This is a genomic window from Pseudarthrobacter sp. Hb11, assembly GCF_059383655.1.
Genome location: NZ_JBWZCM010000012.1, coordinates 85,374 through 99,647 on the forward strand (window position 1 = coordinate 85,374; position 14,274 = coordinate 99,647).

Annotated in this window: 15 protein-coding genes; 5 read left to right on the forward strand and 10 right to left on the reverse strand. The window is 64.7% G+C overall.

The features are described from left to right. Nucleotides 1–137: 137 nt before the first annotated feature. Both AC50X7_RS15355 and AC50X7_RS15360 read right to left on the reverse strand, forming a co-directional pair. The gene (locus AC50X7_RS15355) at nucleotides 138–1,337 is read right to left on the reverse strand and encodes an amidohydrolase (protein WP_494979810.1); all 1,200 of its coding nucleotides are present in this window, start codon (nucleotides 1,335–1,337) and stop codon (nucleotides 138–140) included. Between the two features lie 86 nt (nucleotides 1,338–1,423). Continuing rightward, complete coding sequence (locus AC50X7_RS15360; RefSeq protein ID WP_494979811.1) at nucleotides 1,424–2,557, reverse strand: mannose-1-phosphate guanylyltransferase; 1,134 nt, start codon at nucleotides 2,555–2,557, stop codon at nucleotides 1,424–1,426. 265 nt (nucleotides 2,558–2,822) lie between these two features. On the opposite strand from AC50X7_RS15360, the gene sdhC reads away from it, so the two are divergent. The 5 genes from sdhC (at nucleotide 2,823) to AC50X7_RS15385 (ending at nucleotide 7,232) form a co-directional block, all read left to right on the forward strand. Next, nucleotides 2,823–3,203, forward strand: coding sequence for a succinate dehydrogenase, cytochrome b556 subunit (gene sdhC, locus AC50X7_RS15365; protein ID WP_015936418.1), 381 nt, complete (start codon nucleotides 2,823–2,825; stop codon nucleotides 3,201–3,203). A gap of 3 nt (nucleotides 3,204–3,206) precedes the next feature. Next, nucleotides 3,207–3,668 (forward strand): succinate dehydrogenase hydrophobic membrane anchor subunit, encoded by a 462-nt coding sequence (locus tag AC50X7_RS15370; RefSeq protein WP_104043020.1) that lies wholly within the window; start codon nucleotides 3,207–3,209, stop codon nucleotides 3,666–3,668. 108 nt (nucleotides 3,669–3,776) lie between these two features. Continuing rightward, nucleotides 3,777–5,576 (forward strand): succinate dehydrogenase flavoprotein subunit, encoded by a 1,800-nt coding sequence (gene sdhA, locus AC50X7_RS15375; RefSeq protein ID WP_494979812.1) that lies wholly within the window; start codon nucleotides 3,777–3,779, stop codon nucleotides 5,574–5,576. A gap of 1 nt (nucleotide 5,577) precedes the next feature. Continuing rightward, on the forward strand, nucleotides 5,578–6,360 hold the full coding sequence (locus AC50X7_RS15380) for a succinate dehydrogenase iron-sulfur subunit (protein ID WP_307095984.1): 783 nt from the start codon (nucleotides 5,578–5,580) through the stop codon (nucleotides 6,358–6,360). Nucleotides 6,361–6,461: 101 nt separating this feature from the next. Beyond that, nucleotides 6,462–7,232 carry an alpha/beta hydrolase family protein gene (locus tag AC50X7_RS15385; protein ID WP_307095986.1) on the forward strand — a complete coding sequence of 257 codons (771 nt, stop codon included), beginning with the start codon at nucleotides 6,462–6,464 and terminating at the stop codon, nucleotides 7,230–7,232. On the opposite strand, the gene AC50X7_RS15390 is transcribed toward AC50X7_RS15385, so the two are convergent. From AC50X7_RS15390 to AC50X7_RS15425, 8 genes are all read right to left on the reverse strand, one after another. Further along, a complete protein-coding gene (locus AC50X7_RS15390; RefSeq protein ID WP_494979813.1) occupies nucleotides 7,189–8,259 on the reverse strand; it encodes a YihY/virulence factor BrkB family protein in 1,071 nt (356 codons plus the stop codon). The two genes, AC50X7_RS15385 and AC50X7_RS15390, sit on opposite strands and share 44 nt — an antisense overlap. A 37-nt stretch (nucleotides 8,260–8,296) precedes the next feature. Beyond that, nucleotides 8,297–8,962, reverse strand: a complete 666-nt coding sequence (locus tag AC50X7_RS15395; protein ID WP_494979835.1) for a 2'-5' RNA ligase family protein — start codon at nucleotides 8,960–8,962, stop codon at nucleotides 8,297–8,299. Nucleotides 8,963–9,023: 61 nt separating this feature from the next. Further along, nucleotides 9,024–10,067 (reverse strand): tryptophan--tRNA ligase, encoded by a 1,044-nt coding sequence (gene trpS, locus AC50X7_RS15400; RefSeq protein WP_494979814.1) that lies wholly within the window; start codon nucleotides 10,065–10,067, stop codon nucleotides 9,024–9,026. A gap of 20 nt (nucleotides 10,068–10,087) precedes the next feature. Continuing rightward, nucleotides 10,088–10,921, reverse strand: coding sequence for an exodeoxyribonuclease III (locus tag AC50X7_RS15405; RefSeq protein ID WP_494979815.1), 834 nt, complete (start codon nucleotides 10,919–10,921; stop codon nucleotides 10,088–10,090). A gap of 10 nt (nucleotides 10,922–10,931) precedes the next feature. Then, on the reverse strand, nucleotides 10,932–11,492 hold the full coding sequence (locus AC50X7_RS15410) for a hypothetical protein (protein WP_494979816.1): 561 nt from the start codon (nucleotides 11,490–11,492) through the stop codon (nucleotides 10,932–10,934). A gap of 77 nt (nucleotides 11,493–11,569) precedes the next feature. Then, nucleotides 11,570–12,403: an ABC transporter permease gene (locus tag AC50X7_RS15415; RefSeq protein WP_494979817.1), complete on the reverse strand. Its 834-nt coding sequence runs from the start codon at nucleotides 12,401–12,403 to the stop codon at nucleotides 11,570–11,572. Next, nucleotides 12,400–13,266 carry an ABC transporter permease gene (locus AC50X7_RS15420; protein WP_494979818.1) on the reverse strand — a complete coding sequence of 289 codons (867 nt, stop codon included), beginning with the start codon at nucleotides 13,264–13,266 and terminating at the stop codon, nucleotides 12,400–12,402. Before AC50X7_RS15420 ends, AC50X7_RS15415 begins: the two co-directional genes overlap by 4 nt. Then, a complete protein-coding gene (locus AC50X7_RS15425; RefSeq protein WP_494979836.1) occupies nucleotides 13,259–14,242 on the reverse strand; it encodes an ABC transporter ATP-binding protein in 984 nt (327 codons plus the stop codon). Before AC50X7_RS15425 ends, AC50X7_RS15420 begins: the two co-directional genes overlap by 8 nt. Nucleotides 14,243–14,274 lie beyond the last annotated feature (32 nt).

The following is a 14,274-nucleotide window of genomic DNA, read 5'->3' on the forward strand; positions in this document are numbered from 1 at the left end:
CCGCCTGCGGCCAGGCCGGGTTGGACGTTGCGGGACGGTGCGATGGAAAAAGCCCTGATTGCGCAGCGACTGCCCCGGCGCAGCGAGCCCGGGCTTCAGTCCGCAGCCTCGTATGACGGCGCCCCGCGCCCTTGGCCCTAAAGGTCGCGGATAGTGCGCAGCGCCGCTGCTGTGAGGACCCGGATGCCGAGGCCCAGGGCGCGTTCGTCCAGGATGTAGTCGCCGCGGTGGAGGTCGTACTCCTCGCCGCCGGGGGTCTTGGTACCAAGCCGCATCATGGCGCCGGGGAGCTCGGCCAGGAACCAGGCGAAGTCCTCCCCGCCCATGGACTGCGGCGTCAGCACCACGGCGCTTTCGCCGATTTCAGCGCGGGCAGACGCTTCGATGATGGCCGTCTCATGCTCGGAGTTCACTACCGGGGGCACTCCCCTGGTGTGCTCGAGGCGCACGTCAACGCCGTACGGGGCGGCCACCTGGTGGACCACCTCATCCAGCAGCTCCCCGGCGGCGTGCCACGCCTCGCGGTCCAGGCAGCGCATGGTCCCTGCCATATAGCCGGTTCCCGGGATTGCGTTCGGCGCCGAGCCGGCGGAGATCTGGCCCCACACCACCGAAACTCCGCTGCGGACGTCCACGCGCCGGGACAGGACGGCGGGAACATTGACGGCGATCTGGGCCAGGGCGAAGACGAGGTCCTCGGTAAGGTGCGGGCGGGACGTGTGGCCGCCGCGGCCGGAAAGTTCGATCCGGATGGTGTCCGAGGCAGAGGTGATGGCGCCGATGCGGGTACCGATCTTGCCCACTTCGATGCGCGGATCGCAGTGCAGGGCAAGGATCCGGGGGACGCCGTCCAAAACGCCCTGCTCGATGCACGAGTGGGCCCCGCCGGGCATGGTTTCCTCTGCGGGCTGGAAGATGATGCGGACGGTGGCGCCGAGAGGCTCCTCCAGGTGCATCCGGTGCAGCACCAGGGCAATGCCCAGCATGGTGGTGGTATGGACGTCGTGGCCGCACGCGTGCGTGACGCCATGGTTCTTCGAGGCGAAGGGCAGACCTGTTTCCTCGATGATGGGCAGGGCATCAATATCACCACGCAGTGCGGTGGCGATGGGGCCTTCACCCACATCCACGGTGAGTCCGGTGCCGTCCAGCCGGCGCGGATTGAGGCCCGCGGCTTCGAGCCTGTCGGCCAGCTTGTCCGTAGTACGGAATTCCTTGAAGGACAGTTCCGGGTGCGCATGCAGGTCCCGGCGGAAATCGATCAGTTCCGGCAGGAGCGGCTCAAGCCAGGGAGCCACCAGCGCGGTGGGCTCGGCTTCCGTAGTGTAATTGCGCACTGGTTCACTCTAGCGAGGGTCGCTGGAATACGGGCCATTGCGGTCCCCGCGTTACATCCGGGAACCGCGACGGCAGAAACGGCGCCTCAGAGGACGTCGGTATCCCCGCTGGCCTTGAGCGCGTCCACCGCTGCCTTGACCCGCTGAGAGTTGGCCATGGTGGTCACGAGCAGCGCATCCGGAGTGTCCACAATGACAACGTCCTCGATACCGATGAGGGCGATCACGCGCTTGGTGTCGCTGACCACCACACCGCTGGAGTTTTCGGTGAAGACGCGCGCGCCCTCCCCGAGCACCGTGACGTCGTCCACTTCCTTGGCACTGTTGAGCCTGCCCACGGAAGCAAAGTCGCCGACGTCGTCCCAGCGGAAGGAGCCGGGCACGACGGCGACGTCCCCCGCTTCGGCGGCAGGTTCGGCAACGGCGTAGTCGATGGCTATTTTGGGCAGGGTGGGCCAGACGCGGGCCGTGACTTCGTCGCGGGCGGGGGTATCCCAGGCGCGCGCAATTTCCTGCAGGCCCTGGAACAGCTCGGGCTGGTTGGCTTCGAGGTGTTTGAGCAGCAGTGCAACCGGCGCGACAAACATGCCGGCGTTCCAGACGTAGTTGCCGCTGTCCACGTACTGCTGGGCTACTTCCTCGTTCGGCTTTTCGACGAACTCCACTACGTCCTGGGCACTGGGGGCACCCTCGATGTGGAGGTCCCGGCCGGACCGGATGTAGCCGAACCCGATGGAGGGGTGCGTGGGCTTTATGCCGATCGTGACAATCTTGCCGGCGGCGGCAGTGTGGATGGCCTCCCGGACGGCCTGCTGGAAGAGGCTGTCCGGACTGATCACGTGGTCTGCCGCGAAGGAACCCATGATGGTGTCCGGATCACGCTCGTGGAGGATGGCGGCGGCAAGGCCGATTGCCGCGCCGGAATCCTTGGGCTCGGACTCCAGGACCAGGTCCGAATCCTGGACTTCCGGAAGCTGCCGGCACACCGCTTCACGGTGGGCCTGCCCCGTAACCACCAGCACCCTGCTTCCGGCGAGCGGGTGCAGCCGGTCGTAGGTGGCGCGCAGCAGCGTGCTGCCCGAACCGGTGAGATCGTGCAGGAACTTGGGAGCTGCGGCTCGCGACAGGGGCCAAAGGCGGGTCCCCACTCCGCCTGCCGGGATCACCGCAATGAAGCGGTCAAGGGGTGAAACCGGGCTTGTCACTTTGTCTGTACTCATCAGTCCCCACTTTAGCCGACTGGATACAGAGGGCCCCTTCCAGCGCCCCCAGCCGCAACATATACCGCCCGGAGTGCAGGGAATGTGGCGTTTGTCTCATTAATCGGCGGATTCCGTGCCGTTACTGGGCACCAAGGAGTTCCTAAATTGAATAAGCTGTTAGCGGAGCCTAGATTTAGGCTCCGAGCTACGAGTGCTCTCGCAGCAGGCGTTCCCCCCGCGTGGATCCCATGCCAGCGCCGCTGTGTTGCAGGGAGGTTTATCAGTGCCGACAAAACCAGCTGGCACCTTGTACCGCGGCCGTGAAGGCATGTGGTCCTGGGTAGGACACCGGATTACCGGTGTAGTGATCTTTTTCTTCTTGTTGGTCCATGTCCTGGACACCTCCCTGGTACGGGTGTCTCCGGAGGCCTACACCGCGGTGATCGGTGCCTACAAGAACCCCCTGATGGCCCTGGGTGAGACCGGCCTTGTTGCCGCCATCGTTTTCCACGCTTTCAACGGCCTGCGCATCATCGCGGTGGACTTCTGGAAGAAGGGCGCCAAGTACCAGCGCCAGATGCTCTGGGCAGTCCTGGGCCTCTGGGTGGTCACCATGGTCGCCTTCTCCATCCGCCACCTGTCCCTCGCGCTCGGAGGTCACTAAGCCATGTCTGCAACCATCGAGAGCCCGCGCAGCGGTCGTATCGCCCCCCAGTACCGCCGCACGGGCGGAAGCCGTGGCAACTTCGAGATGATCGCCTGGCTGTTCATGCGGCTTTCCGGCGTGGTGCTGGTAGTCCTTATCTTCGGCCACCTTTTTGTGAACCTCCTGGTGGGCGAAGGCATCCACGCCATCGACTTCGGCTTTGTTGCCGGCAAGTGGGCAGACCCGTTCTGGCAGTTCTGGGACCTCACCATGCTCTGGCTGGCCATGCTGCACGGCACCAACGGCGTCCGCACCATCATCAACGACTACGCCGAAAAGGATTCAACCCGCCGCTGGCTGAAGACGGTCCTCTACTCGGCCACCGTCGTCATCATCGTGCTGGGCACCCTGGTGATCTTCACCTTCAACCCGTGCCCCGTGGTTGACGGCGTTCCCCTGCCTGGCGGATTCTGCCCTGCCTAGCACCGGCAGCATCCCGGGCCCGCGGGTACAACCGCGGGCCTTGTTTTGCGGAGCGGGCAACGCCCGACCGTTGTTTTATAGCGAATTTTGAGAGAAAGAGCGTCTGGTATGCAGGTCCATAAGTACGACGTCGTCATCGTCGGTGCCGGTGGCGCTGGCATGCGCGCCGCGATCGAGTCCGGTCAACGCGCCCGCACAGCAGTACTGACCAAGCTCTACCCCACCCGCTCGCACACCGGTGCGGCGCAGGGTGGCATGTGTGCAGCCCTTGCCAATGTCGAGGAAGACAACTGGGAGTGGCACACGTTCGACACCGTCAAGGGCGGCGACTACCTGGTTGACCAGGACGCCGCAGAGGTCATGGCCAAAGAGGCCATCGACGCCGTGCTGGACCTGGAAAAGATGGGCCTGCCGTTCAACCGCACGCCCGAAGGACGGATTGACCAGCGCCGGTTCGGCGGGCACACCCGCGACCACGGCAAGGCTCCCGTCCGCCGCGCATGCTACGCCGCGGACCGTACCGGCCACATGATCCTGCAGACGCTGTACCAAAACTGCGTCAAGCACAACGTTGAGTTCTACAACGAGTACTACGTCCTGGACCTGCTGACGGTCGAAGAGGACGCAGTCCGCGAGGACGGCACGCCGTACAAGCAGAAGCGCGTTGCCGGTGTGGTTTCCTACGACCTCGCATCCGGTGAGCTGCACGTGTTCCAGGCCAAGTCCGTGGTGTTCGCCTCCGGCGGCGCCGGCAAGGTCTTCAAGACCACCTCCAACGCCCACACCCTCACCGGTGACGGCATGGGCATCGCGTTCCGCCGCGGCATTCCCCTGGAAGACATGGAGTTCTTCCAGTTCCACCCGACCGGCCTCGCCGGTTTGGGGATCCTGCTTTCCGAAGCCGCCCGCGGTGAAGGCGCCATCCTCCGCAACTCGGAAGGTGAGCGCTTCATGGAGCGCTACGCCCCCACCATCAAGGACCTGGCGCCCCGGGACATCGTGGCCCGCTCCATGGCAAACGAAGTCCGCGAAGGCCGCGGCTGCGGCCCGAACAAGGACTACGTCCTCCTGGACCTCACGCACCTGGAGCCGGCGCACATCGATGCCAAACTCCCGGACATCACCGAGTTCGCCCGCACCTACCTTGGTGTGGAGCCCTACACGGAACCGGTTCCCGTTTTCCCGACGGCGCACTACGCCATGGGCGGCATTCCCACCAACATCACCACCGAGGTCCTGCAGGACAACGACACCGTGGTCCCCGGCCTGTACGCAGCCGGCGAGGTTGCGTGCGTCTCCGTTCACGGGTCCAACCGTTTGGGCACCAACTCGCTGCTGGACATCAACGTGTTCGGCAAGCGTGCCGGCATCGCCGCTGCCGAGTACGCCAAGACGGCTGATTTTGTGGAACTGCCGGAGAACCCGCTGGCATACACCACCGAACTGCTGGACATTGCCCGCAACGGCGTCGGCGAAGAAAAGGTGGCTGTAATCCGTAAGGAACTGCAGGACACCATGGACGCCAACATGCAGGTATTCCGCACCGCGGACACCCTGAACCAGGTGCTGCGCGACATTGCCTCCTTCGAGGAACGGTACAAGCGCATCAACGTCCAGGACAAGGGCAAGCGCTTCAACCTTGACCTGCTCGAGGCCGTTGAGCTGGGCTTCCTGCTGGAACTGGCCAAGGTCATGACCGTGGCAGCCCTGCACCGCGAAGAATCCCGCGGCGGACACTTCCGCGAGGACTTCCCGGAACGCAACGACGAGAAATTCATGAAGCACTCCATGGCGTACAAGGACGACCACGCGCCGGCGGACGGATCAGCAGAGGCAATTGCCGGTATCCGTCTGGCCACCAAGCCGGTTGTCTTTACCCGCTACGAGCCGATGGTGAGGAAGTACTAAGATGACCGCTGAAACCGCTGAGCCAGCCTCAAAGATTGAACTGCCTGCCGGCGTCGGCGGTGGCGGCGAAATCCCCACGTTCGATGTGCACATGCGCGTCCGCCGGTACAACCCGGAGGTTTCCGAAGAAGCCACCTGGGATGACTTCCACCTCACCATGTACGGCACCGACCGTGTCCTCGACGCCCTGCACAAGGTCAAGTGGGAAATGGACGGCAGCCTCTCCTTCCGCCGCTCCTGCGCGCACGGCGTCTGCGGGTCCGACGCCATGCGCATCAACGGCCGCAACCGCCTCGCCTGCAAGACGCTCCTGAAGGACCTGGACACGTCCAAGCCCATCACCGTGGAGCCCATCAAGGGCCTGCCGGTGGAGAAGGACCTGATTGTGGACATGGAGCCGTTCTTCCAGTCCTACCGCGAGGTTATGCCGTTCCTCATCAACAAGGGCCACGAGCCCACCAAGGAACGCCTTCAGTCCGCCGAGGACCGGGAGCGCTTCGATGACACCACCAAGTGCATCCTTTGCGCCGCGTGCACGTCCTCCTGCCCCGTGTTCTGGACCGACGGCCAGTACTTCGGCCCGGCCGCGATCGTCAACGCGCACCGCTTCATCTTCGATTCACGCGATGACGCCGGCGACATGCGCCTGGAGATCCTTAACGACAAGGAAGGCGTGTGGCGCTGCCGCACCACCTTCAACTGCTCGGAAGCATGCCCCCGTGGCATCCAGGTGACCCAGGCCATCCAAGAGGTCAAGCAGGCCATCCTCTCCCGCAAGATCTGACAAAGGATTTAGCGGACGACGGCGCTGTCCCCCACCTAAGGGGGTCGGCGCCGTCGTCGTTTCAGCAGTTGAGCACCTCCGCATCGAAGAAAGGGGACGCCGTGTCCCGCTCTGAAAAAGTTTCCTTTGCAGGTTCCACCGGCGAGATGCTCTCCGGCATCATCGACGTTCCCGAGGGCCCGGTGAAGGGCTGGGGGGTCTTCTCCCACGGGTTCACGCTGGGCAAGGACGCGCCGTCGGCTTCGCGCATGTGCAAGGCGCTGGCGGACAGCGGCGTGGGCATGCTGCGGTTCGACAACCTGGGCCTGGGCGGCTCGGCCGGCGAGTGGTCCGCGGGTTCCTTCAGCCACAAGGTGGCAGACACGGTGAAGGCCGCGGAGTTTATGCGGAGCGAGGGGAAACAGATTTCCCTGCTGGTGGGGCATTCCTTCGGCGGCGCCGCAGTGCTGGCTGCTGCCCGGGAGATTCCCGAGCTCGACGCCGTCGCTACCGTTGGAGCGCCCTTCTCACCCAAGCATGTGGCGCACGTCTTCGACGCTGCGCTGGACAGGATCCTGAGCGAAGGCAGCGCCGAGGTGGACCTCGGCGGGAAGCGGGTGGAGATCCGCAAGCACTTTGTGGAGGACCTGGAGAACGCCGACCTCACTGATTGCATCAAGCAGCTGCACAAGCCGCTGATGGTGCTGCACTCCCCCACGGACAACACAGTGGGCATCGAGAATGCCAGCACCATCTTCCAGACAGCACGGCATCCCCGGAACTTCGTTTCCCTCGAAGGCAGTGACCACCTCCTGACCGGAAAGGGCCAGGCCGCTCGGGCTGCCAGGATTATCGCTGCCTGGGCCGACCAATACCTCGACGCCGGCCAGTAGCCGGGGCGGCGGTGTCCGTGCGCACCGAGGGCTTGCCCGGCTGGACAGGCACCTTGCCGGGCTGGACCTGGCGGGCTCCCCAGGTGCCCTTCTCGTGCCCGGAGGACTGGTGCTTGAGGTCGGCCTCCCGGATGGCGGCCCATCCTGCGGAGATGAGGTAGACCTGGCTCACCAGGTTGAACCAGATCAGCAGCCCGATGATGATGGCGAACGGCGCGAGGATCGGATTGCGTCCGGCGCCGGCCAGCAGTTCGGTGCTGAAGACCTGCAGGACGGTAGTGCCCACTGCGGCCAGGATGGTGCCTTCGAGGAGCGCCCGCCGTGACAGCTTCAAGCTTCCGGCCAGCCGGAACATGATGATGGCGGTCACCCAGCTCAACACCAGGGGAACCCCAATCTTGATGGACGTGGTCAGCGGGCCCGCCAGTACGGCATCGAGCCGCAGGAAGTCCGAGACCCACCCGGCTGCCGTGCCGAAGACCAGGGACGCGCCGGCGCTGATGACGAGGGCAACACCCAGCAGAAGCAGCGTGCCGGCGTCGCGCAGTTTCAAAAGGATGGGGTTGACCAGCAGCGGGGACAGCACCATAACGCCGCGCAGCCCGTCCCGAAGCCCGGCAATCCAGCCCAGCGACGTGATCACTGTGACCACGGCGGCAACCAGCGCGGTCAGGCCCAGCCCGTCCGGGTTGAGGAGGTCCTGCGGATCAACGAGGCCTTCGGCGCCGTCCAGCTTTAGAAGGCCAGGCGCGCTCTGCGCCACGCTGCCGATAATGGTGTCCAGGAGCGCGGGCTGTCCGCGCAGCACCAGCCCGGCAATGGAGAAGCCGGTGGTGAGCAGGCCGGTGATGGAAAAGAACATGTTGAAGCCAATGCCGGCGCTCATCAGCGGGCCGTGCTGAAGGGTGTAGTGCCGGAAGGCGCGCATGGGCCGGAGCGCGTTGAGGCGGGCAAGGAGCCACTGGAAGGTGGCCATCAGGGTGGCGAACGGGCCGCCCCCTGCCCGGCGTGCCTTGCCCAGCTCCATCTGCTTTTGGATGACGGCAAGCTTCAGCCGGGCCTGCTCAGTGGGAAGTGGCTGTTGTTCCGCTTGCTTCGGAGGCTGTGTCCGCGGCGGTGTCCGTGAATCTGGTGCCGGCGTCGTTGTCAGTTTCGGTCCCAAAGTCCAGCTCTTCCCGTAGCTGCCAGATGCCGTCAGCATCGTGCTCGTAAAGTCCCATGCTAACCACGGGGAAGGTGGCCCTGTAGTTCTTCAGCACCGTTTCGGCCTCATCGAGGCTTTCCGGGGCGACGTCGTGGGCGATGGTGACGTGCGGGTGATAGGCGAAGGGCAGTTCACGCTGGAGCGGGCCCTGCTGCAGCTTTTCGTGCAGGTCAACACAGTCCGCGAAGCCGTCCTCCACATTGATGAAGACCACGGGCGAAACCGGACGGAACGTCCCGGTCCCGGCGATGGTGACCATAAAGGGACTTTGGTTCAGTGCCACCTGCCGGACATGCTCCAAAGTGGCCTCCCAGTCCTGGGTTGGAGTGGTGGTGACCAGTGTGATGTGGGCCGGCACGACGTCGGCGAGAGGGTCGCCAAACGAAGCCCGCCAACGCTGCAGCTCTTCAGCCACATCCGGCGGAAAGCCCAGGATGACGCCCACACTGACGTCTTCCGTACGGGGCACGGTGGCAGCCTTCCTGCCGGAAGCCTCCCCTGGGTCGCCTTGGGGGTTACCGGACATTCCCGCCACCCTGGTGGAGCGGGAGCCTTCCCTTGCGGTGACTTTGCTGGATGGCATGGCGCTAGCGGACTCCTGCAAGGGAGAAGGACGGAAGGAAGCCCATGCGCTCGTAAACCTGACCGAGAGTTACGGAAGCGATTTCGCGGGCGCGCTCGGCGCCGTGCGCCAGCAGCCTGTCCAGTTCCGCCGGGTCTGACATCAGCTCGTTGGTGCGGTCACGGAGCGGCGTGACGAACTCCACCACCACCTCGGCGAGGTCCACCTTCAGGTGGCCATACATCTTCCCCTGGTACTCGGCTTCGAGTTCCGCCACGGACTTACCCGTCAGGGACGAGTAGATGGTCAGCAGGTTGGAGACGCCGGGCTTCTCTTCAGAGTCGAACCTGATTTCCGTCCCGGCATCAGTCACTGCGGACTTGATGCGCTTTGCGGCGATCTTGGGGTCTTCCAGCAGCTGGATGGCGCCATTGGGTGACTCACCCGTCTTCGACATCTTGGCGCTCGGGTTCTGGAGGTCGTAGATTTTGGCACGTTCCTTGACGATGGTGGCCTCAGGAACCGTGAATGTGGGGCCGAACCTCGTATTGAAGCGCTGGGCCAGGTTCCGGGTAAGCTCCAGATGCTGGCGCTGGTCCTCCCCCACCGGCACTAGGTCCGTCTGGTACAACAAGATGTCCGCGGCCATGAGGGTGGGGTAGGCGAACAGCCCCAGCGTGGCGGCGTCGGCGCCGGACTTCTGGGTTTTGTCCTTGAACTGGGTCATCCGGGAGGCTTCACCGAAACCGGTGATGCAGTTCAGGGCCCAGGCCAGCTGCGCGTGCTCGGGCACATGGGACTGGACGAAGAAAATGCTTTTGTCCGGATCGATGCCGGCCGCGATGTACTGGGCAGCCACGATGCGCGTACGCTTCGCCAGCTCAGCGGGGTCAAAGTCCACGGTGATGGCGTGCAGGTCCGGGATGAAGAAAACGGCGTCATACTCGGCCTGCATGTCCACCCAGTTGCGGACCGCGCCGATGTAGTTGCCCAGGTGCAGCGAGTCCGCTGTGGGCTTGGCGCCGGAGAGGACGCGCTTCTTGGTTGCCGTGGAAGTCTGGCTAGTCATGGGGAGGAAACCTTCGGGGCTCAGAGCTGGTAATCCACTACCAGCGGGGCATGGTCGGAGAAGCGGGTGTCCCACGAGGCCGCCCGGTCCACCACCGCGGAGATGGCGGCGGACGCCAGTTCGGGGGTGGCCAGGTGGTAGTCAATGCGCCAGCCGGTGTCGTTATCGAACGCCTTCCCGCGCTGGGACCACCACGTGTAGGGCCCGTCAACGGCGCCGGCCAGGTTGCGGTGGACGTCCTGCCAGCCGATTTCCTCGCCTAAGAACCGGTCAAAGTAGGCGCGTTCTTCGGGCAGGTGGCCCGCCTTCTTCACGTTGCCCTTCGAGTTCCTGATGTCCCGGGGCGTGTGGGCCACGTTAAGGTCCCCCACCACCAAGGCGTGGTCGCTGTGTTTTGTCAGTTCCGGGAGGCGGGTGCTCATGGCGTCGAGGAACCGGAATTTGTCGTCCTGCTTGGGCGTGCCCAGCTCGCCGGAGTGGACGTAGGCGCTGGCAACAGTGAGCTGGACAGGGTGTCCGGCGGCGTCGGCGAACCGGAAGTCAGCCTCCACCCAGCGGCCGGCGGTAGCGAAGTAGTCATCGCCGATGCCGTTCCGCGTTTCCAGGGGCTCTTCACGGGAGGCGATTGCGACGCCGGCACGGCCCTTTGCTTCGGCCTCGGCGTGCAGGATGTGCCAGCCGTCGCCCAGCAGCTGCCGGACGATGGCGTCCGGGGCGCGGACTTCCTGCAGGCAGAGGATGTCCACTTCGCGCGGCTCGAGCCACGCCGCCATGCCGTTTTTGTAAGCACCCCTAAGGCCGTTGACATTAACGGATGCGATGCGAAGGTGGTCCTTCTTCAATGCCGAGATCACCCGCTCCACTCTAGTCGATGATGGTTCCGGTGACCGGCTCTCCGCTGCCGCCGGAGGACTTGATCATGTCCCTTGCATTCGTAGCGGTGATCTCGATGGTTTCCAGGGCCCGGTTAATGGTGTCCTGGTTGGCGGCCGCACCCTTGGCACGTTCCTCCTCCACCACGCGGATCTGAACCTGGACGATTTTGAAGGAGTGGTCCAGTTTGAGGTCCCGGACCTCTTCGACCTGGCTGCGCTCGGCGACAACACGGGTTCCGCCCTGGTCCGCGTAGGAGGACGGCCCGCGTCCGGCGGCTGTGGTGAAGGCGTTCTGGGCTTCAGTCAGCTTGGCTCCGGCTTTCTTTGCGGCCTTCTGGATGCTGAAGACAACGAAGCATGCGAGGGCGAGCCAGAAGGCGGCGATAACGGCAACAACCCAGCCCACGACGTCGTTCTGGTTGGCCGCGAAGATGACGGCAACCACGAACGCGGTGACGAGGACCATCAGTCCTGGCCCGCTGATGCGGAACATGGAGAATCCGCCCCTGGCGGGTTTGGAGGATGACTTGGAGCTGCCCAGAGATTGCATGCACCCATTCTCTCAAATGCCGGAGTATGCTCCCGCCGCCTTCCACCCCCGGCGAACAGCCCCCTCCGGCAGGCAGCCTACTTCAGGAAGAGTTGCCGCAGCCGCACTGTGGTGAGGAGCATTCCGACGGCGGTCATCACCAGGTAATAACCGATGTGGATGGGGGTCGCCGCCGTGAACGTGCCAACGCTGATCTGGCGCAGGAGTTCCACCCCGTGCCACAGCGGCATGGCCTGGATGAGCCATTGAATAGCCTGCGGGTAGACGCTGAGCGGGTAGAACGTGGCGCTGAACAGGAACATGGGCAGCATGATGAAGTTGATCCAGTCCATCTGCTGGAACGTCTTCAGGAAGCTGGTGATCCCCATTCCGATGCTGGCGAACCCGAATGCGATCAGCACCGAGGCTGGAACCATCAGCAGCGCCCAGGGTGTGGTGATTAGACCCATCACGCCCATCACGGCTGTGAACCCCATGGCATAGAGAAGCCCACGCAGAAGGGCCAGGAAGATCTCCCCCAATGCCACGTCCAGCGGCCCCAGCGACGTGTACAGCATGCCCTGGTACAGCTTGGCGAAGTTCATCTTGAAGAACACGTTCCACGTTGAGTCGTAGACCGCGCCGTTCATCGCCGAGACCGCCAGCAGGGCCGGAGCAATGTAGGCGGCGTAACTGATCTCCCCACCGCCCGGGCCCTGAACCGAACCCACAATCGCACCCAGCCCTACTCCCATGGAGATCAGAAACAGGACCGGTTCAAAGAATCCGGAGAGCATCACCAGCCAGTTGGTGCTTTTCGTAGCCAGGAGGCCACGCGAAATCACGGCCTTGGCGTTGCGGGAATAGAGCGCCCCGAACGTCCTGTTGCGGGCCTCGTCCGCGGCGCTCTTCACGGGCAGCCCGGCGCTCATCGGCCCATCCTTGCCGCGAACTGCCGCCGCGTCAGGAACCAGCCCAGCACTGCCAGGCCCACCAGCACCACGGCATGCAGGATGGTCAACAGCGGCGGTTCATGGTACCCGTAGCTGAAGACCCGGCCCAGTTCGGTGCCGTGCCAGATCGGCGAGATCCAGCCAATCCAACGCACCGCCAGCGGGAGGCTGTCCAGGGGAAAGAACGTTCCGGAGAACAGGAACAACGGCATCACGATGAAGCGCATCACCAGCGCGAACTGCCCCTTGTCCTCGGTAATGGACGCGGCGTACGCCATCAGCGGCAGGCCAAAGGAGAGCCCCGCCAGCGTCGCAACCAGGATGGTGACCCAACCCCAGCCGCCGGGCGCCGCACCAAAAAGGGCAACGGCAGCAAAATAGACGGCGGATTGCAGCAGGAACCGCAGGGTCACCGCCATGATGTGGCCGGCGGCTATCTGTTGGGGCGTCAACGGCGAGGCGTGCGGTCCGTAGTAGGTCCGGCGCCATTTGAAGCCGTCCATGACGGGAAAGGTGAACTCGTTGGCGGCCGTCATGACCGCGGCGGAGACCACCAGTGCCGGCGCTACGAACGTCACGTAGCCCACTCCCCCGAAGGCTCCGGCGCCCTGGGAGTCAACCAGGGTGGCCAGCCCCACGCCCATGGCAAACAGGTAAGCCACCGGGTGGCCCACGCTGTACATGATGATGGACCAGCTGTAGCCCTTCATCACCCGGAGCACCTGCTCGGCGTAATAGAAGGCGCCCCAGCGCCTCGCCTTTGCTGCTGCCGTCTCAGGGCTGTGCGCCCGGGAAGGCACCTCCGTTTTGCCGGCCAAGCCTGCCTTCACGACCTCACTCAACGAGGCTCCTGCCCGTCAGCCGGAGGAACACGTCTTCCAGCGAGGACCTCCGGACCAGTGATGTCAACGGCCGCAGGCCGCGCGACGCTACCTGCTCAAGGGCCGCCTCGCCGTCGTGCGCGTAAATCAGCACCCGGTCCGGCAGGACCTCCAGCCGCTCTCCGATGCCGTCCAGCTCCGCAGAAATGGTGGTGTTCCGTTCGGACCCGAACCGCAGCTCCACCACCTCGCGGGTGGAGTGCTCGCGGATCAGCTGCGCCGGGGACCCCTCGGCCATGATGCGGCCCTTGTCCACCACGATGAGCCGGTCGCAAAGCTGCTCGGCCTCGTCCATGTAGTGCGTGGTCAGGATCAGCGTGACGCCCTGCTCCTTGAGCCGGAACAGCCGGTCCCAGAGGATGTGCCGGGCCTGCGGGTCCAGCCCGGTGGTGGGTTCATCCAGCAGCAGGATCTGCGGCTCGTTGATGAGCGAACGGGCGATGGTCAGGCGCCGCTTCATGCCGCCGGACAGCGCGTCCACCTTGGACTTTGCCTTGTCCGTCAGCTGGGCAAACTCCAGCAGCTCGTCGGCCTTCGGCTTCAGGTAGCTCATGGGCAGGCCGAAGTAGCGGCCGTACACCAGCAGGTTGTCCCGGACCCGGAGTTCCTCGTCCAGGTTGTCCTGCTGCGGCACCACACCGAGGTGCGCGCGCACCTCCGGTCCGTGGGAGTCCGGGTCCAGGCCCATAATGTGGAGGTTCCCGGCCGTGCGCCGGGTGACCCCGCCGATCATCTTCATGGTGGTGGACTTGCCGGCGCCGTTGGGTCCCAGCAGTCCGAACGACTCCCCCGCCGGGACGCTGAACGAGATGCCGTCCACAGCGGCAACGTCGCCGTAGATCTTACTCAGGTTCTCAGCCGTGATGACGGTGCGGCGGGCTTCGGTGTGGGGTTCGCCGGCGGGCTGGACGGCACCGGCTGCGGCGCCGGAGGACACGGTGGCTTTGTTGTGCACCCTCCGCAGACTAG